This window comes from Streptomyces sp. NPDC051020 (assembly GCF_040683105.1).
Taxonomy (GTDB): domain Bacteria; phylum Actinomycetota; class Actinomycetes; order Streptomycetales; family Streptomycetaceae; genus Streptomyces.
The window spans coordinates 30,477-48,116 of record NZ_JBFBCG010000015.1 but is presented as its reverse complement, the minus strand read 5'-3'; the positions used below and the strand labels follow the sequence as shown (position 1 = coordinate 48,116).

Here is a 17,640-nt window from a genome sequence, read left to right as displayed (position 1 = left end):
TTCTCCGCGTCGTAACCACCGGCGAGCCGGACCCGTTGGAGGGGGTATGGGCTTCACGATCGGCGGCATCCGGGAGATGCGATCCGGCTCACGGCGCCGAGGCCGTGCGGCCGAGTGCACCGCGGTGGCCGAGTACACAGGACTGTGGGGCTGGGCCGTCGCGCCGGGGGCGCGGGCCGCGGCCGGGAGGTGCTCCTGCGGGGACACCGCCTGCCCCTCCCCCGGCGCTCATCCGCTGGAGTTCGCCGACGAGGTACCGGCGGGCGCCACACTGGACATGGCGACACGCGCATGGGCGGAGGTGCCAGGCGCTTCGATGCTGCTGCCGGTGGGGCGCACGTTCGACGTGCTCGACGTCGCCGAACAGGCCGGGCGGCGGGCTCTGGTGCGACTGGAACGGATGGGCCTGCCGCTCGGCCCGGTGGCCATGACGCCGTCCAGGAGGGCGCAGTTCTTCGTTGCGCCGGGCGCCGCCGCCGAACTTCCGCAGCTGCTGTACCGGATGGGCTGGGACGACGCGGATCTGGATCTGCGGGCGCTGGGGCACGGCTGCCACATCACCGCACCGCCGTCGGACGAAGGCGGTCTCGGGCCGGTCCGCTGGCTGCGTCCGCCGGTCCTGGACACGGCGGCCACGCCGCCGCAGGCGCGGCTGCTGCTGGGCACTCTGGCGTACATCTGCCATCGCTCCGAGGGCGTGTTTCGAAAGTAGCGTCGTCCGCCCGTAGGGCGGGCCAGGCGGCGTCCGGTGCGTGCGCTCGCAAGGGCGGCAGGAACGCGACGCCGGGCGGGCTCGCTGTCGAGCCCGCCCGGCGTTCGGGGGCGGAGGAGCCGCAGTCGGCCCGTCAGTCGCCGATCAGTGCGTCGACGAACGCCTCCGGCTCGAACGGAGCCAGATCGTCCGGTCCCTCGCCGAGACCCACGAGCTTCACCGGTACGCCCAGTTCGCGCTGGACGGCGATGACGATGCCACCCTTGGCGGTGCCGTCCAACTTGGTGAGAACAATGCCGGTGATGTCGACGACCTCGGCGAATACCCGTGCCTGAACCAGGCCGTTCTGCCCGGTCGTGGCGTCGAGGACGAGCAGGATCTCGTCGAGCGGGCCGTGTTTCTCGACGACGCGCTTGACCTTGCCGAGCTCATCCATGAGCCCGGTCTTGGTGTGCAGCCGGCCGGCGGTGTCGATGAGGACGACATCGGCCCCCTCGGCGATACCCTCCTTCACCGCGTCGAAGGCGATCGACGCCGGGTCGCCGCCCTCGGGTCCGCGCACGGTCCGGGCGCCGACGCGCTCGCCCCAGGTCTGGAGCTGGTCGGCGGCGGCGGCACGGAAGGTGTCGGCCGCGCCGAGCACCACGCTGCGGCCGTCGGCGACGAGGACCCGGGCCAGCTTGCCCGTGGTGGTGGTCTTGCCGGTGCCGTTGACGCCGACGACCATCACGACGCCGGGCGTGTCGACACCGCTCTCCGTCTTGACCGCACGGTCGAAGTCGGTGCCGAGCAGTGCCAGGAGCTCCTCGCGCAGCAGGCCGCGCAGCCCCTCGGGGGTACGGGTACCGAGGACGCGGACGCGCTCCCGGAGCCGCTCCACCAGCTCCTGGGTGGGGGCGACGCCGACATCGGCGGTGAGGAGGGTGTCCTCGATCTCCTCCCAGGTGTCCTCGTCAAGGTTGTCGCGGGACAGAAGCGTGAGCAGTCCCTTGCCAAGGGTGCTCTGCGAACGGGCGAGCCGGGCGCGCAGCCGTACGAGACGGCCTGCGGTGGGCTCCGGGATCTCCAGCGCGGGGGCTGCGGGCGCCGCCGGTTCGGCGACTGCCGGAGCTTCCTCGGCGGGAGCCTCGGCGCCGGCGGGACCAGCCTCCTCGATGGTGCGGCGCGGTTCCTCGCGCGGTGTCTCGGCTTCCTCGCCGACATGGGGTTCGGCGGGAGTGAGGGTCGGCGTGCTCGACGGTGCCGGGGGCAGCTGCTTCTTCTTGCGGCCGCTGACCACGAGCCCGCTGATCAGGCCGGCCACGACCAGGGCGGCGATGACTACAGCAAGGATGACGAATTCCATAACCCACCCAGTATCAGTCACATGCCCGTCAGTGGCGGCCCCGGAGGACCACTCCGGGATGCGAAAGGCCGTTATGGCCCTTTTGGCGGTAAAGGGACGATCTTGCTCGTGGAGACCCGCGGCCTGGACCCCGTCCCCGACGGCGAGCGCACCGGCCGGATCCGCACCTTCTTCCCCGCCTGGGCCGCCGCCAAGCCGGGCACCGACCGCTCCGGACTTCACGCGCTGTCTGCCGCAGACCGCGTCGGGCCGGTCGCTGGTCGCTGGTAGCTGGTCGGGGCGACGGTGGGCGGTGCGGTGCTCGTCGTTCTGCCGCTGGTGGTGGGCGCGGTGATGGCGGTGGGGCCCCAGGCCTGGCGGTCAGCAATGACCCGGTCGCCTTCATCGGCGCCCTGCCGTAGCTGCCGACTGCCGCGGTCGGAATCGCGCTGATCAATGCGCTATACATTCGGCCGGTTTCACCGCACAGGCACCGGGATTCGCGCTCCCTCGCACCTGAGCGATCGGCGTGAATGCCGCGATCAGTCTCCTTCCGGGGAGTCTGCTGATGACGGTGGCGACGAGTTTCCTGAATTCGTTCTTCGCCTTTCCGACCGTGCTCGTTGTGATGTTCTCGGCGTGGATCGGCGTATTCGGAGTGGATCAGATGTGGGGGCGTACGCACGATGCGGCGACGCCGCTGGACACCGGCCCCGCGGACACCTACTGGTACACCGGCGGCTTCGCCGTGCCCGCTGTCGGGGCATGGGGTGCGGGGCTGACGGTAGGACTGCTGTCCACGGGTGTGACGTGGCTCTCCGGCCGACCCACTGGCCGCCACCCGGATCGGACGCAACGGTCTGGGCCGGAGAGCCACGATCGCCGCCTCCGGGGGACTGTGCGCACTGCTGCCGCGCCGCGGCCCGCCGGGCACAAGGACGACAACTCCCCTACACTTCTGACGCTGCGTCAGCTACTGTCCCGCCTCGCCAAACCCGCCCGGCGAAGGGGACACGCGTCATGGCCTTCACAGTGGTCCGGTTCAATCTCGTCGATCCCGATGCCACCCCCGCGTCCCTGTCGGACCGCTACCGCGCGGCGCTCGAGATGGCCGCGTACGCAGACGCGCACGGCGTGGACACCGTGCAGACCGAGGAACACCACGGCGCGGCCAATTCCTGGCTGCCCTCCCCCTTCGTCTTCGCCGGGTCGGTCTTCGGCGCCACCCGCCGGATCGCAGTCACGGTCTCGGCGGTCCTCGGGCCGTTGCACGATCCACTGCGGCTGGCCGAGGACATCGCGGTCCTCGACCTGCTGAGCGCGGGCCGGCTGGTCACGGTCGCGGGTATCGGCTACCGGCCCGAGGAGTACGAACAGGCGGGCGTCGAATGGGGCAGGCGCGGCCGGCTCCAGGACGAGCTGCTGGAGACCCTGTTACAGGCGTGGACCGGTGAGCCGTTCCCGTACCGCGGCCGTACCGTCCGGGTCACCCCACGCCCGTACACCCAGCCGCATCCGCTGCTGCTGGTCGGCGGCAGCTCGCGGGCGGCGGCGCGGCGGGCGGCCCGGCTGGGGCTGCCGTTCTTCCCGAGCGCGCATCTGCCGGAACTCGAGGCGTACTACCACGAGCGGCGCGCGGAGCACGGGACGGAGGGCTTCTGCATGATGCCGGCGGCGCAGACGCCGTTGCTGCATGTGTCGGAGGATCCGGCGCGGACGTGGGACCGGTACGGCGAGCACTTCCTGCACGAGGCGCGGACCTACGCCTCCTGGCAGTCGAAGGACATCCGGTCGGCCGTGCACTCGGCGGCCACGACGGTGGCGGAACTGCGGGACGAAGGGACCTACCGGATCGTCACCCCGGAGCAGCTGGCCGCACTGGACGCCGACAGCCTGGTGCTGCATCCGCTGTGCGGCGGAATGCCGGTCGAGGAGGGGTGGCGCAGCCTGCGGCTGTTCTGCGAGGCGATCACCGGCTGACGTACGCAGGGACGATCACGCGTCCCCGGCCCGCGGGCGCGGGCCGGGGACGCGTGATCGTCCAGAGGGGCAGCGGGGATCAGCCCATCTCCTCCAACGCTTTGCCCTTGGTCTCCTTCACGAATTTGAGCACGAAGGGGATCGAGAGCACGGCGAAGCAGGTGTAGATGATGTAGGTGCCCGACAGGTTCCAGTCGGCCAGGCTCGGGAAGCTCGCGGTGATCGCCCAGTTGGCGATCCACTGAGCGGACGCGGCGACACCGAGCGCGGCGGCGCGGATCTTGTTCGGGAACATTTCACCGAGGAAGACCCAGACCACCACACCCCATGACAAGGCGAAGAAGAGCACGAAGACATGGGCCGCGACGAGGGCGACAACACCCTGAGTGGTGGGGAGTTTGCCGTTGACCAGCTCGGCGGAGAAGGCCCAGGCCTCACAGGCCAGTGCGATCGCCATGCCGGTGGAGCCCGCGAGCGCGAGCGGTTTGCGGCCCACTCGGTCGACGAGGACCATCGCGATCACCGTACCGATGATGTTGACGATCGATGTGGTGAACGACCAGAAGAACGAGGTGGTCGGGTCGATACCGACGGACTGCCACAGCGTTGCCGAGTAGTAGAACGCCACGTTGATGCCGACGAGTTGCTGGAACACCGAGAGACCGATGCCGACCCAGACGATCGGCAGGAAGCCGAAGCGGCTGCCGAGCAGGTCCTTGAAGGTGGACTTGTGCTCGCGGTGCATGGCTGCCTGGATCTCGGCCACGCGGGCGTCGAGGTCGACTTCCTTGCCCTCGACCTCGGAGAGAATCTCCTTGGCCCTCTCGTTCTTTCCGACGGAGATCAGGTAGCGCGGCGACTCGGGGATCGCGAACGACAGCAGGCCGTAGAGGAGCGCCGGTACGACCATGACGCCGAGCATCCACTGCCAGGCCTCGAGGCCACCGATCGTTCCGCGCTGCTTGCCGTCGGCGAGCTGCAGGATGCCGAAGTTCACCAGCTGCGAGATGGCGATCCCGATGACGATCGCGGCCTGCTGGAAGGAGCCGAGCCGGCCACGGTAGGCGGCGGGCGAGACCTCGGCGATATAGGCCGGGCCGATCACCGAGGCCATGCCGATCGCGAAGCCGCCGATGATCCGCCAGAAGGCCAGGTCCCAGAGGGCGAACGGGAGCGCGGAGCCGATGGCGCTGATGGTGAAGAGTCCCGCGGCGATCCGCATGCAGCGGATGCGGCCGATCCGGTCGGCGATACGGCCCGCCGTGGCGGCGCCGATGGCGCAGCCGATCAGGGCGATGGCGATCACTTGGGCCAGCGTTCCGGAGCCGATGCCGTAGCGGTCCCGGATCGCCTCGACAGCGCCGTTGATCACGGCGCTGTCGTAGCCGAAGAGAAAGCCGCCCATCGCAGCGGCTGCCGTAATGAAGATGACGTGGCCGAGGTGTTCCGGATGGGCCGCGCGGGCTCCGGATCCTGGTGTCTGCGATGTGCTGGTCACATGAACTCCTGGTGCCTGGCCGCGTCGTCAGGCGTGGGGGGAACTCTTCCAAGTGGCGCATACCTCGAAAGGCACCACCACTTGAAGATAAAAACGACGTATCAGAGAGTATGCCTTCAAGTTTCGAAGTCAAATGCCTGAGTGTTCAGCTGATACGCAGTATCACGCAAAGGGTGTGTCGAAGACCTGAAGATATAGACCGACCGGCACATGGGGGGCGGCCTCTTAGTAAAGCCTCAGCGGAGCCGCTGGCTGATGACCTTGGAGACGCCGTCACCCTGCATCGAGACGCCGTACAGCGCGTCCGCGACCTCCATCGTCCGCTTCTGATGCGTGATCACGATGAGCTGCGAGCTCTCCTGGAGCTCCTCCATGATCCGGATCAGCCGCTGCAGATTGGTGTCGTCGAGCGCCGCCTCGACCTCGTCCATCACATAGAACGGACTCGGCCGGGCCTTGAAGATCGAGACCAGCAACGCCACAGCCGTCAGAGACCTCTCGCCGCCCGAGAGCAGGGAGAGCCGCTTCACCTTCTTGCCCGGCGGGCGCGCCTCGACATCGACCCCGGTCGCCAGCATGTTGTCCGGATCGGTCAGGATGAGCCGCCCCTCACCGCCCGGGAAGAGCCGTGAGAAGACGCCCTCGAACTCACGTGCCGTGTCCCGGTACGCCTCCGTGAACACCTGCTCGACCCGCTCGTCGACCTCCTTGATGACCTGCATCAGATCGGCCCGGGTCTTCTTGAGGTCTTCGAGCTGCTCGGAGAGGAACTTGTGCCGCTCCTCCAGTGCCGAGAACTCCTCAAGGGCGAGCGGATTCACCTTGCCGAGTTGCTGATACGCCCGTTCTGCGGATTTCAGCCGCTTCTCCTGCTCCGCCCTGACGAACGGCTTGGGCTGGTTGCGCGGGTGCTCCGGGTCCTCCGGCAGCTCCTCACCCTCCGCGGCCGGCGACGGAGGCACCAGCTGGTCGGGGCCGTACTCGGCGGCAAGCCCGGCCGGCTCCACGCCCAGCTCCTCAAGGGCCTTCGCCTCCAGCTGCTCTATCCGCAGCCGCTTCTCGGCGCCGAGCACCTCACCACGGTGGACGGAGTCGGTCAGCTTGTCCAGCTCGCCCTTGAGCTCACGTCCGTGGCCACGCTCGACGATCAGTTCCTGCTCGCGCTCCGCCTTCGCTGCCTCGGCGGCGACCCGCTCCTGCCCGGCCCGTTCGACGGACACTTCGACATGGGCGAGAAGTTGACGGGCACCGGAGGCAACGGCCGAGGCCACCGCAGCCTCGTGGCGCAGCCGGGCGCGACGCTGCTCGGCACGGGCACGGGCCTCGCGTTCGGCGCGGGCACCGCGGTCGAGGGAGTCCGCACGCCCGGCAAGTGCCTTGACCCGTTCCTCGTGGGTACGGACCTGGAGCCGGGCCGCCATCTCGGTCTGGCGAGCATTGGCACCGTCGGCGGCGAGCCGGTCGCGCACGGAGTTGTCCGGCTCCTCCTCGACCGGCATCTCCTCTGCGACGAGCAGCCGTTCGGCCAGCTCCTCGGCCTCCTCGGTCGCCCGCTCCAGGGCGTCCTGGGCGCGGGCGGCGGAGGCGGCCGACCGCTCGGCCTCGCCCGCGGCGCCGCGGGCCTGCCCGGCGAGCCGACCGAGCTGCTGGGCCACCCCGGACTTCTCCCGCTCGGCGGCCCTGCGCCGCTCCCCCAGCTCCTCGACGAGCGCGGCGCAGGCACTGCGTCGCTCTCCCGCGAGGCGCTGGGCCTCGGCCAGTTCGGTGCACCGGAGAGCGAGGTCCGCCAGTTCGGCGGCGGCCTCGTCGACGGAGGCCTGCACTTCGAGCAGGCTGGGCGCCCCGGCGGAACCGCCGTGCGCGAAGTGCGCCCCGAGGACGTCTCCTTCACCGGTCACGGCGGTCAGCTCGGGATGCTCGGCAACAAGATCCTCGGCGTCCTCCAGCGTGGGCACGACGACCATGCCACGCACGAGCCGGCGCACGGCAGCCATCAGCTCAGCGGGTCCGCGGACAAGATCGGCGACTGCGGGCGGGGCGTCCGGGACAGCGGCACGGAGCACGTGGCCGGGTGCCTCGGGGCGGCCGGCGGGGCCGTGGGAGGGGACGTCGGGGGCCGGACCCGGCGCGGGTACGTGGCCGACGTGGTGGCCGGGCGCGTGCGCCGCACCGGTGTGGACCGCCCGGTCCTGCCCGGCGGCCTGCCCCGGTACGTGCCCCGCACCGGACTCGGCGGTCCGGTGCGGGACGTCCCCGGCCGCGGCGGGCGCCGAAGCCTGCCCGGGTACCTGCTGCGTCGCGGCCCCGCCCTGGACGGGCACCTGCCCCGTATCAGCCTCGGGCGCACCGGCGCTCGCACCCCCCAAGAGCAACGCCGCCCGCCCCGCGTCCTGCTTGCGCAGCAGCCGGATGGCGTCCGCTGCCGCAGCCGGGTCTGTCACCGCCACCGCGTCCGCCGCCGCGCCCAGTGCCGCCGCGACCGCGACCTCGTGGCCAGGGGCCACCGTCAGCAGTTCCGCGGCCGGGCCGAGCAGACCCGACAGGCTGTCGCGCGAGGCGAGCAGCGCGCCCGTGCCGTCCTTGCGGCGCAGGCCAAGGGCCAGGGCGTCGTGCCGGGCCGCGACCGCCGCCCGCTTCCGTTCCGCGCCGGTGGCGGCCTCCCGGGCGGCGGAGAGGGCCGACTCCGCCTCGACGAGCTCCCGCTTGGCGGCGTCGTGGCGCTCGCCCAGCTCCGCGTCACCCGCGTCCAGCCCCTCCACCTCGGCCTTGAGCTGCTCGTATTCCTCCTGCGCCCTGACCGCCCGCTCCTGCGCCTCGTCACGCGAGGCGGCCAGCCGGTCGATCTCCGCCTGCGCCGAACCGGCCCGGCTGCGCGCCGCGTTGACCTGCCCGGTCAGCCGGGCGAGCCCTTCGCGCCGGTCGGCGATGGCGCGGGCCGCGTCCTTGAGCCTGCGCTCCTCGGCCGCCAACTCCCGTTCCAACTCGGCCCGGTGGGCAGCGGTGTCCTCCAGCGCGTGTTCCGCCGCCGTCAGCGCGGCCTCCAGCTCAGCCTCCTGCTCCCGGATCCGGGCGGCCTCGCGCTCCATGCTTTCCGGGTCCCTGAATCCCGTACCGCGCCGCTCCTCCTCGGGCGCGGCGGCGGCGCTCTTCACCCGGGCGTCGGCCAACGAGATCGTGCCGCGTACCCGCTCGGCGAGCTGCGACAGCTCGTACCAGGTCTGCTGGGCCCGCTGCAGGCGCGGCGCCAGCCGTCGTACCTCGTCCTCCAGCTCCGCCTCCCGCGTCAGGGCCGCCTTCAGCTCCGCCTCCGCCGCCTCCCGACGCTGCTTCAGCGCCGCTTCGTCGGCGATCTCGCCGCGCAGCGCGTCGTGCAGCCGCACCAGGTCGTCGGCGAGCAGCCGCAGCCTTGCGTCGCGCAGATCGGCCTGAATGACGGCGGCCCGCCGGGCGACGGCCGCCTGCCGGCCCAACGGCTTCAACTGCCGCCGCAGTTCGTCCGTGAGGTCCTGGACACGGGCCAGATTGGCTCCCATCGCGTCCAGCTTCCGCAGCGCCTTCTCTTTCCGCTTGCGGTGCTTGAGCACACCAGCGGCTTCTTCGATGAATGCGCGGCGCCCCATCGGATCGGCATGGAGTACGGAGTCCAGCTGGCCCTGTCCGACGATGACGTGCATCTCCCGGCCGATACCGGAGTCGGAGAGAAGTTCCTGGATGTCGAGGAGCCGGCAGGTGTCCCCATTGATCTGGTATTCGCTGCCGCCGTTGCGGAACATGATCCGCGTGATCGTCACTTCGGCGTACTCGATAGGCAGCGCGCCGTCGAAATTGTCAATGGTCAGCGACACCTCGGCGCGTCCGAGCGGCGGCCGCCCGGTGGTGCCGGCGAAGATCACGTCCTCCATCTTGCCGCCGCGCAGGGATTTGGCTCCCTGCTCACCCATGACCCAGGAGAGCGCATCCACCACATTGGACTTGCCGGAACCGTTGGGACCGACGACGCAGGTGATCCCGGGTTCGAACCGCAGGGTCGTGGCGGAGGCGAACGACTTGAAACCACGCAGGGTCAGGGCCTTGAGATGCACGCCGCCGGACTCTACCTTTCGCTCTCGGTTTCGCTGATGAAGGTGCAGGGCACATCAGACGGTAAGGGAAGGGGTGTATGTCCGGGGCGGGCCTGTCGCAGTCGGGCAAAAGAAAGAAGGGACGCCGAAGCGCCCCTTGCAAATCTTGCGACGTGCTGCGTGACGGATCAAAGAACGCGGCGGATCAAGAAGGCGACAGATCACAGTGATGATCTTCAATGATCCGGTGACGATTCCGGTGACGATCCGGTGATGAACTCAGACGGCTGACGCGAGCAGCCCGACCGGCCCCTGTGGGCCCTCGGTCAGGTCAGCGCCGGCTCCGCCTGAGGTACGTCGATGTCGATGCTGTCGAGCAGCGACTCTTGGTGCTGGGCGGCGGCGTTGAGCGCGTCGTTCTCGTCCTGGATCCGTACGAGCTCGGATTCCAGGTCCTGGACGCGCTGCTGGAGCCGTCGCATCTCGGCGAGGAGTCGCGGGTCGGAACCGCCGACGTAACCGAGAAGCGCCTTTGCCATGATGGATGGTCCTCCACACTGAGTGACCGACCGATGCGGTGTGGGTCGTGAGGGAATCGCACCCGCGGTGCTCGGCAGTGCTCTGTCATCACTGCGGTTCTGCTGCCAAAGAACTCTGCCAAACAGCTAAGGTGCGCGGGGTTTTCAGCGTCTCACCAAAAAGTTTGACGGTCAACACGATCACACCCCGCAGACGCGGGTGACCCGGGGGCGCGCGGCTTGACGATCACGCGGCGCGACTCTCCTGCGGGGCCCTGGGGGGGCGTGGAGATCATCCTTACTGCCGCAGCCTGGCACGGCAACCGAATCTTGGCAACTGTCCGGTCCTTCCGCAGGTCATTTCATGTGCACGCAGATGAGCGGCCCTTCTCGTCACCGCTCGCCGCCTGTCGAACACGGTCCGAACACGACCCCGAATTCGGACCCCATTCGGAACGGGATCAGCGGATCGCAAACCCCTCGTAACCGCCGCGCGGGGTGCCCCAGATCTCAGTGACTCCATCCACGCGTCCGGGTGTGTCGTCGGAGCGCAGCCACTCCAGCAGGCGGTGGCAATTCTCACGTTGCCCTTCGGCGACAACCTGCACTCGGCCGTCGTCGAGATTGAGGGCGAATCCGGTGAGGCCACCGATCTCCAAAGCATTTGCCCTGGTGAACCACCGGAACCCTACTTGCTGTACTCGGCCGCGCACCCAGGCGGTGAGTCGTACATCTTCGTTCATGGCCGAACGCTAACCGCCCCATTACTCAAGGGGTACGTCGCCTCGTTGAGCCATGGCGTACAGTCCCGTCGAAACCAGAGCCTCACTCGATCGGGTGAGGCGTATTGACGCCGATTCCGGCGTCCAGACCGTCAGAAGGGGACAGCAGATGGGACGCCATCGACGCTCCGCCGCAGGTCCCGTGGCCGGTTCGGCCGCTGACACGTCCGCGGCCGCGAAAGCCCGCACGCGCCACAGGAAGCGGTCCCGCACGCCCGTGCGTGCGGGACTGATCGGCGTCTCCGCTGCGATGGCCGTCGGAGCCGTGGCCGTGGCTTCGGGTCTGCTGCCCGACGGCGGCACGTACCACGTGACCGGTGGCGCGGCGACCAACCAGATCCGCTCCCAGGGAGCGCCGGACCTGCTGACGCAGGGCGGTTCCACCACCGCTCCGGCCGACCGCGGTATCGCGTCGGCCGAGGCCGGCCGCAGCACCAGGAGTTCCCCGGTGCCCCGGAAGTCCGAACGGCCGGGCTCCCCCAGCGCCTCGGCCACGCCGTCCGCCTCCCCTTCGAAGACGGCCGAGCGGACGGAGCGGACGAAGGCGCCCGCGGCGGCCGGGACGACCGGTTCCGCGCCGTCCGCCACGGCCTCGGCGGCGCCGACGACCTCTGCCGCAGCTCCGGCGCGCAGCGCCACGACCCCGGCCGGCGACATCTCCGCCCAGGCCGCCGTGCTCGCGCTGGTCAACCAGGAGCGCGCGAAGGTCGGCTGCAGCCCGGTCACGACCAGTGCCCCGCTCGCCTCGCTCGCCCAGAACTTCAGTGACGACATGGCGGCCCGCGGCTTCTTCGACCACACCGACCCCGACGGCCGGAACCCCTGGGACCGCGCGTCGAAGGCCGGTGTGACGAGGCTCGGCGGCGAGAACATCGCCCGCGGCCAGGCGGACGCACAGGCGGTGATGGACTCCTGGATGAACAGCGAGGGCCACCGCGCAAACATTCTCAACTGTGACTACAAGACCCTCGGCGTGGGAGTGCACTTCGGCTCCGGCGGCCCCTGGTGGACTCAGGACTTCGGTTTCTGATCCTTCCGGGGCCCTCCGGGATTCCTCCCGGACCGCATGGGCCGCACTTCACCTCATCACTTACGCCGGCACAGCGCACTCCAAAAGGGAGCGCTGTGCGGGCGTAAGCTGCTTCTCATGGACGAGACCACCCCGCGGGGCGGCGCCGACAGCCTGCCCTTCGACGTGTTCTCCCGGCAGTGCCCCTCGCGCGGCACGCTGGAGCACGTCACCGGGCGTTGGGGCAGCCTGACGCTGACCGCGCTGTACGAGACGAGTGCCCGCTTCAACGAGCTGCGCCGCAGGGTCGACGGGGTGAGCGAGAAGATGCTCTCCCAGACGCTTCACGCACTGGAGCGGGACGGCCTCGTCCTCCGGGAGGCGCAGCCCGTCAATCCGCCGCGCGTCGACTACGAGCTGACCCCGCTGGGACGCGAGGTCGCCGGTCGGCTGCTCGGGCTGATCCAGCTCGTCGAGAGCCGGATGCCCGAGGTCCTCGACGCCCGCAGCCATTACGACGCGGCGCGCGAGGTCATGCTCTAGTGCGTGTTGGCCCGCGGCGGGCGCTGGCAGCGCGGGCAGTAGTAGCTTGAGCGGTTCATCCACGGGCGGCGGCGTATCGCCGTACCGCAGCGGTGGCAGGGCTCGTCCTCGCGCCCGTACGCGTCGAGCGACCGGTCGAAGTAGCCCGACTCGCCGTTCACATTGACGTAGAGGCTGTCGAAGCTGGTGCCGCCCTGCGCGAGCGCAGCGTTCATCACGTCGCGGACATGGCCGAGCAGCTCGGCCGACCTGGGCCGGGTCAGGGTCGCGGTGGGCCGGTCATAGTGCAGCCTGGTGCGCCAGAGCGCCTCGTCCGCGTAGATGTTGCCGACGCCACTGATCAGCGACTGGTCGAGCAGGGCACGCTTGACCGTCGTACGGCGCAGACGCAGAGCGGTGTGGAACGCCGCGTCGTCGAAGGCGGGGTCCAGCGGGTCGCGGGCGATGTGCGCGATGGTGTCGGGCAGCCCGTCCGGGGTGTTCTCGTGGACGGAGAGCCCGCCGAAGGTCCGCTGGTCGACGAAGCGCAGCTCGGTGCCGAGGGCGTCGTCGAAGCGGATCCGAATCCGCAGATGCTTCTCGTCGGGGGTGTCCTGCGGCTGTACGAGCAACTGACCACTCATGCCGAGGTGGCCGAGGAGCGAGCAGGAGTCGTCGTCCAGCGGAACCCACAGGTACTTGCCGCGACGCATGGCCGTGCCGAAGCGGCTGCCGCTGAGCCGGGCCGCGAAGTCCGTGGAACCCGCGAGATGGCGGCGGACCGCGCGCGGGTGCAGGACCTCGACCTCACCGACCGTGCGGCCGGTGACCCAGCGATCGAGACCGCGCCGTACGACTTCGACCTCAGGCAGCTCGGGCACGGAATGGCTCCTCAAGAGACTGAACAGTTTAAGACCGACCGGCGAATGGCGTGTACGGCCCTGATCCGCCGGACGGACCCGGGGTGTGACTGTGCGGTCACGCCCCGGGTTCGGACAGGAAGAACCCCCCGGTGCACAAGGCGCCGAGGGGTTCCCAGGTCAGGCCGGAGTGACGTCCGTGGACGGCAGCGGGCCGGCAGGGGTGTCGGTGGCCCCTCCGTCGGCTGCGGCCTTCGCCGCGGCCTCCCGCTGCTCCGCAGCGGCGCTGATCTCGCGCCAGGCGGACTCCGCCGCCTGCTGCTCCGCTTCCTTCTTGCTACGGCCGGTGCCGGTGCCGTACGAGACACCACCGACGCGAGCAGCAGCAGTAAAGGTCTTCTCGTGGTCCGGGCCGGTCTCCGTGACGAGGTACTCGGGGACTCCGAGGCCCTCGCTCGCGGTGAGCTCCTGGAGGCTGGTCTTCCAGTCCAGGCCGGCGCCGAGATTGGAGGACCTGTCGATCAGCGGGTCGAAGAGCCGGTGAACCAGCTCCGAGGCCGCACTGAGGCCCTGATCGAGATAGACCGCGCCGATCACCGCTTCAAGCGTGTCGGCGAGGATGGATGCCTTGTCCCTGCCGCCCGTACCCTCTTCGCCCCGGCCGAGCCGGATGAAGGAGCCGAGGTCGAGGCCGCGGCCGACCTCCGCAAGTGCACGCGAGTTGACCACCGCGGCCCGCAACTTGGCCAGCTGGCCTTCGGGCAGGTCGGGGTGGGTGCGGTACAGCGTGTCCGTGACCACCAGGCCGAGGACCGAATCCCCGAGGAATTCGAGCCGCTCGTTGGTGGGCAGGCCGCCGTTCTCGTATGCGTAGGAACGGTGGGTCAGCGCACGCACCAGAAGGGCGGACTCGAGGTGATACCCGAGCCGCCCTTCCAGAAGCGTGTGGGACGAGGCTGTGTTGACGTTGTCTGCCTGCTTCTTGGCGTGGGACAACTCAGACATCGGGCCTCTCACCAGCCGCTCAGACTTCGAGGACCTGGCGCTTGTTGTACGTGCCGCAGCTGGGGCACGCGATGTGCTGCAGCTTCGGCTCCTGGCAACGCTCACACGAAACCAGGGTGGGGACCGCAGCCTTCCACTGCGACCGGCGGTGGCGCGTGTTGCTGCGCGACATCTTCCGCTTCGGAACAGCCACGGCTACTTCTCCTGCTTCTCGTCGACGCCCGCTTCGGCGCCGCCCATGTTGTCCTTCTCGCCGTCCTGAACGGTCTCGGCGAGTCCTTGCAATGCCGCCCAACGGATGTCGACGGCATCGTGGTGGTGACCGGGGTTCTCGTCCAGCCTGATCCCGCATTCGGAACACAGGCCGGCACAGGTCTCCCGGCACACCGGCTGCATCGGCAGTGCAAGCACCACCGCATCACGCAGCACTGGTTCGAGGTCGAACAAGCCGTCCTCGAGGAAGAGCCTGTCCTCGTCGTCCTCGGCGTCGTCGGCCGGGTCCGCCACCTTGCTGCGGCCCCGGTCATCGGCGTCAGGGTACGAGAACATCTCCTGGAAGTCCGCCGCAACCTCTTGGCGCAGCGGCTCCAGACACCTTACGCACTCCCCCTCGGCCGACGCACGGGCGGTGCCTGTGACAAGCACCCCTTCCATGACCGATTCGAGGCGGAGTTCCAGCTCCACGGGGGAGCCTTCCGGCACACCGATGACCCCGTCGATACCGAGGTCCTCGGGCGCGTCCACCGAGCGGGTCAGCCGCAGGAGGGCACCGGGACGCCGACCCAGCTCGTGCGTATCGAACACGAGAGGGTTTCGGTGGTCGAGGTGGCCGTTCAGGGCTTTTCCTGCTTTCGAAATCGTATGCATGGCGCAAAGCGCACCGTGGGGAGGGGCCGACCGGATCGGAACGTGAAGCGGGCAGCCGAGATCGCAGATGTACGCGCGACCGAACAACCAGGATACTGGACGCGTTAGCCTGCTCCCAACCGGGTCCGATTCCGGCCGCGAACCGGCCGGAATCGGTCGCGTTCGGTCTGCTTCCTGGCCGCCCCGGTCAGCGCTCCTGCTCGTACCGGCGGAGCTGATCGATGTCGATCATGCTGGTGTCGAAGAGGCTGGTCTCGTCGAGGGCGCTCTCGCCCTGCGACGGAAGGGGCTGGTGCGCCGCCGGCATCGGCTGCTGCCAGCCCTCGTACCCCTGCGGCTGCAGCTGTGCCTGGCCCTCGTCGTAGCCCTGTGGCTGATAGGCGGCGTACGGGTCCGGCTGCTGCTGGTACCCGTACATGTCCTGCTGCGGCTGCTCCTGGTACGCGTACGTCTCCGGGTAGCTCGGCTGCGCCTGTGCCGGGAAGTGCGGCTGGACCGGCTGGGACACCGGCTGCGGCTCCGGGGTGGCGAGCTCGGCGAGACCGGCCCAGTGGTCCTCGTCGCTGGTGTGGCCGTGACTGCCCGCGGCGTCCTGGGCGGCCATGTGCGCGCCGAGCTCGTCGGTGGCGACCCGGCCGTGCAGCTTCTGCCGGCCGCGGCCGACCGCTTCCAGGGTCTTGGCGAGCACGGCCTCGAACGCGCCGAGCTTGGTGTCCACGTACTCGTCGGCGCGGCGCCGGAGCGTCTCCGGGTCGGCGCTGCGCTCGGGGGCCTCGGCGAAGTCGGGGTCCTCGTACCCGTGCTCGTCGAAGCCCTGGCCGCGGCCGAGGAGCTTCTCGCGCCCCCGGTCGACGGAGCCGATGGTCTTGGTGAGGACGACCTCGAAGTTGGCGAGCTTGCTGTCGACGTACTCGTCGGCCTCGGCGCGCACCTCGTCGGCCTCCCGGCGAGCCTCGCCGAGGATGCGGTCGGCCTCGGCCTGGGACTGCCGGGCGATCTCGGTGTCGGAGATCAGTGAGCCGCGCTGGGCGTGGGCGCCCTCGATGATCCGCTCGGCCTCCTGCCGGGCCTGCTCGACCATCTGCTCCCGGCCGCCGATGAGCTCCTGGGCGTGGGCGAGTGAGCCGGGGAGGGCTTCACGTACCTCTTCGAGCATGGCGAGCAGATCGGCGCGGTTGACCACGCACGACGCCGACATGGGCATGGACCGGGCGTTCCCGACCGCTTCGACGATCTCGTCGAGCTTCTTCTGCACGTCCACCGTGTGCTCGCCACTCTCTACTGCTGATTGGAGACGGATGGCACGACTGTACGGCCAGTCGGCGCCCGTCCGACACCGGGTGACGGACTGTCAGCGCATCACTGCTGGGCGAGACGTTCGACGAGTGCCTCGTGGACCAGCGGCGGCAGCAGGTGCGAGACGTCGCCGCCCCAGGCCGCGACCTCCTTGACCAGGGAGGATGACAGGAAGCTGTACGTGGGATTGGTCGGAACGAAGAGCGTCTCGACCCCGGAGAGGCCGTTGTTCATCTGGGCCATCTGCAGCTCGTAGTCGAAGTCGCTGACGGCCCGCAGGCCCTTCACGATCGCCGGGATGTCGCGCTGCTTGCAGAAGTCGACCAGGAGGCCGTGGAAGGACTCGACCTCGACGTTGCCGAAGTCCGCGGTGACCTGACGGATCAGCTCGATCCGCTCGTCGATCGTGAACAGGCCCTTCTTGGACTGGTTGATCATCACCGCGACATGTACGACGTCGTACAGCTTCGAGGCGCGGCCAATGATGTCGAGGTGTCCGTTGGTGATGGGGTCGAACGACCCCGGACAGACGGCGCGGCGCAACTTGAGTCCCTCGCTCTCCGGTGCGGTCATCGTGCGTCTTCGCACGTAGAGGCGGCGCGACCGTACCAAAGCGTTCCCTCGCCGTAGCGACGGGCCCGCAGTGGCTCGAATCCCTTGGGCCAGTTGAATTCTCCGCCTCTGGTGCTCCGTTCCACGGTGACGAGGGCATCGTCCGTGAGCCAGCCCTGAGCACGGAGTGTGAGCAGTATCTCGCCAAGATCGCCATCGGTGACGGCGTACGGCGGATCCAGGAAGACCACGTCGTACGGGTCCGCGGGCGTCGGTCCTGTCACGATCTGTTCGGCTTTGCCGGTACGGACTTCGGCGCCGGGCAGACCGAGCGTACGGACGTTGTCCCGGACCGTGCGGGCGGCCTTGTTGTCGGCCTCGACGAGCAGGGCGTGGACCGCGCCGCGGGAGAGCGCTTCGAGACCGACGGCGCCGGAGCCCGCGTACAGATCGGCGATTCGGATGCCCTCCAGGGTGCCCAGGAGCGCTTCCCAGGTGGAGAACAGGCCCTCGCGTGCGCGGTCGGAGGTGGGGCGGGTGCCGGTGCCGGGCGGGACGGCCAGGCGGCGTCCGCCGGCCGAGCCGGCGATCACGCGGGTCATGGGTGTCTGATCCTCGGGTCGGGGGTGGCCCGCCGGGGTGGGGCGGGCGCCG

At 69.7% G+C, this 17,640-nt stretch carries 17 protein-coding genes and 1 pseudogene; 6 read left to right on the top strand and 12 right to left on the bottom strand.

The window, feature by feature from the left end:
* The first annotated feature begins 46 nt into the window (after positions 1-46).
* Positions 47-712 carry a bifunctional DNA primase/polymerase gene (locus AB0N06_RS11110; RefSeq protein WP_366134397.1) on the top strand — a complete coding sequence of 222 codons (666 nt, stop codon included), beginning with the start codon at positions 47-49 and terminating at the stop codon, positions 710-712.
* A gap of 133 nt (positions 713-845) precedes the next feature.
* Here the strand turns inward: AB0N06_RS11110 and ftsY are convergent, their stop codons facing one another.
* Entirely contained in the window at positions 846-2,057 is a 1,212-nt protein-coding gene (gene ftsY / locus AB0N06_RS11105) for a signal recognition particle-docking protein FtsY (protein WP_366134396.1), read from the bottom strand.
* A 108-nt stretch (positions 2,058-2,165) separates the two neighbouring features.
* Here ftsY and AB0N06_RS11100 point away from each other — a divergent pair, with 108 nt between their 5' ends.
* The 3 genes and pseudogenes from AB0N06_RS11100 to AB0N06_RS11090 all read left to right on the top strand — a co-directional run bounded on the left by AB0N06_RS11100 (position 2,166) and on the right by AB0N06_RS11090 (position 4,016).
* Complete coding sequence (locus AB0N06_RS11100) at positions 2,166-2,327, top strand: hypothetical protein (protein ID WP_366134395.1); 162 nt, start codon at positions 2,166-2,168, stop codon at positions 2,325-2,327.
* Between the two features lie 277 nt (positions 2,328-2,604).
* Positions 2,605-2,778 (top strand): annotated as a pseudogene (locus AB0N06_RS11095) (cytosine permease); the annotation flags it as partial.
* A 278-nt stretch (positions 2,779-3,056) separates the two neighbouring features.
* Positions 3,057-4,016: an LLM class flavin-dependent oxidoreductase gene (locus AB0N06_RS11090; RefSeq protein WP_366134394.1), complete on the top strand. Its 960-nt coding sequence runs from the start codon at positions 3,057-3,059 to the stop codon at positions 4,014-4,016.
* Between the two features lie 79 nt (positions 4,017-4,095).
* On the opposite strand, the gene AB0N06_RS11085 is transcribed toward AB0N06_RS11090, so the two are convergent.
* From AB0N06_RS11085 to AB0N06_RS11070, 4 genes are all read right to left on the bottom strand, one after another.
* The gene (locus tag AB0N06_RS11085; RefSeq protein ID WP_366134393.1) at positions 4,096-5,514 is read right to left on the bottom strand and encodes a sugar porter family MFS transporter; all 1,419 of its coding nucleotides are present in this window, start codon (positions 5,512-5,514) and stop codon (positions 4,096-4,098) included.
* Positions 5,515-5,750: 236 nt separating this feature from the next.
* Complete coding sequence (locus AB0N06_RS11080; protein WP_366134392.1) at positions 5,751-9,596, bottom strand: AAA family ATPase; 3,846 nt, start codon at positions 9,594-9,596, stop codon at positions 5,751-5,753.
* A gap of 305 nt (positions 9,597-9,901) precedes the next feature.
* Positions 9,902-10,114 (bottom strand): hypothetical protein, encoded by a 213-nt coding sequence (locus AB0N06_RS11075; protein ID WP_018551753.1) that lies wholly within the window; start codon positions 10,112-10,114, stop codon positions 9,902-9,904.
* Positions 10,115-10,554: 440 nt separating this feature from the next.
* Positions 10,555-10,836, bottom strand: coding sequence for an acylphosphatase (locus AB0N06_RS11070; protein WP_358861072.1), 282 nt, complete (start codon positions 10,834-10,836; stop codon positions 10,555-10,557).
* 148 nt (positions 10,837-10,984) lie between these two features.
* On the opposite strand from AB0N06_RS11070, the gene AB0N06_RS11065 reads away from it, so the two are divergent.
* Positions 10,985-11,905, top strand: a complete 921-nt coding sequence (locus tag AB0N06_RS11065) for a CAP domain-containing protein (RefSeq protein ID WP_366134391.1) — start codon at positions 10,985-10,987, stop codon at positions 11,903-11,905.
* 117 nt (positions 11,906-12,022) lie between these two features.
* Positions 12,023-12,427, top strand: coding sequence for a helix-turn-helix domain-containing protein (locus AB0N06_RS11060; protein ID WP_366134390.1), 405 nt, complete (start codon positions 12,023-12,025; stop codon positions 12,425-12,427).
* Here AB0N06_RS11060 and mutM read toward each other — a convergent pair.
* The 7 genes from mutM to rsmD all read right to left on the bottom strand — a co-directional run bounded on the left by mutM (position 12,424) and on the right by rsmD (position 17,588).
* Positions 12,424-13,287 carry a bifunctional DNA-formamidopyrimidine glycosylase/DNA-(apurinic or apyrimidinic site) lyase gene (gene mutM, locus AB0N06_RS11055; RefSeq protein ID WP_366134389.1) on the bottom strand — a complete coding sequence of 288 codons (864 nt, stop codon included), beginning with the start codon at positions 13,285-13,287 and terminating at the stop codon, positions 12,424-12,426. The two genes, AB0N06_RS11060 and mutM, sit on opposite strands and share 4 nt — an antisense overlap.
* Positions 13,288-13,446: 159 nt before the next feature.
* On the bottom strand, positions 13,447-14,271 hold the full coding sequence (gene rnc, locus AB0N06_RS11050; RefSeq protein WP_366134388.1) for a ribonuclease III: 825 nt from the start codon (positions 14,269-14,271) through the stop codon (positions 13,447-13,449).
* 19 nt (positions 14,272-14,290) lie between these two features.
* Positions 14,291-14,464 (bottom strand): 50S ribosomal protein L32, encoded by a 174-nt coding sequence (gene rpmF / locus AB0N06_RS11045; protein WP_003965982.1) that lies wholly within the window; start codon positions 14,462-14,464, stop codon positions 14,291-14,293.
* 2 nt (positions 14,465-14,466) lie between these two features.
* Positions 14,467-15,138 (bottom strand): DUF177 domain-containing protein, encoded by a 672-nt coding sequence (locus AB0N06_RS11040; protein ID WP_366134446.1) that lies wholly within the window; start codon positions 15,136-15,138, stop codon positions 14,467-14,469.
* A 187-nt stretch (positions 15,139-15,325) separates the two neighbouring features.
* The gene (locus AB0N06_RS11035; RefSeq protein ID WP_366134387.1) at positions 15,326-16,399 is read right to left on the bottom strand and encodes a cell division initiation protein; all 1,074 of its coding nucleotides are present in this window, start codon (positions 16,397-16,399) and stop codon (positions 15,326-15,328) included.
* Between the two features lie 98 nt (positions 16,400-16,497).
* Positions 16,498-16,977, bottom strand: a complete 480-nt coding sequence (coaD, locus tag AB0N06_RS11030; protein ID WP_366134445.1) for a pantetheine-phosphate adenylyltransferase — start codon at positions 16,975-16,977, stop codon at positions 16,498-16,500.
* 26 nt (positions 16,978-17,003) lie between these two features.
* Positions 17,004-17,588: a 16S rRNA (guanine(966)-N(2))-methyltransferase RsmD gene (gene rsmD / locus AB0N06_RS11025; RefSeq protein ID WP_366134386.1), complete on the bottom strand. Its 585-nt coding sequence runs from the start codon at positions 17,586-17,588 to the stop codon at positions 17,004-17,006.
* Positions 17,589-17,640: the final 52 nt, after the last annotated feature.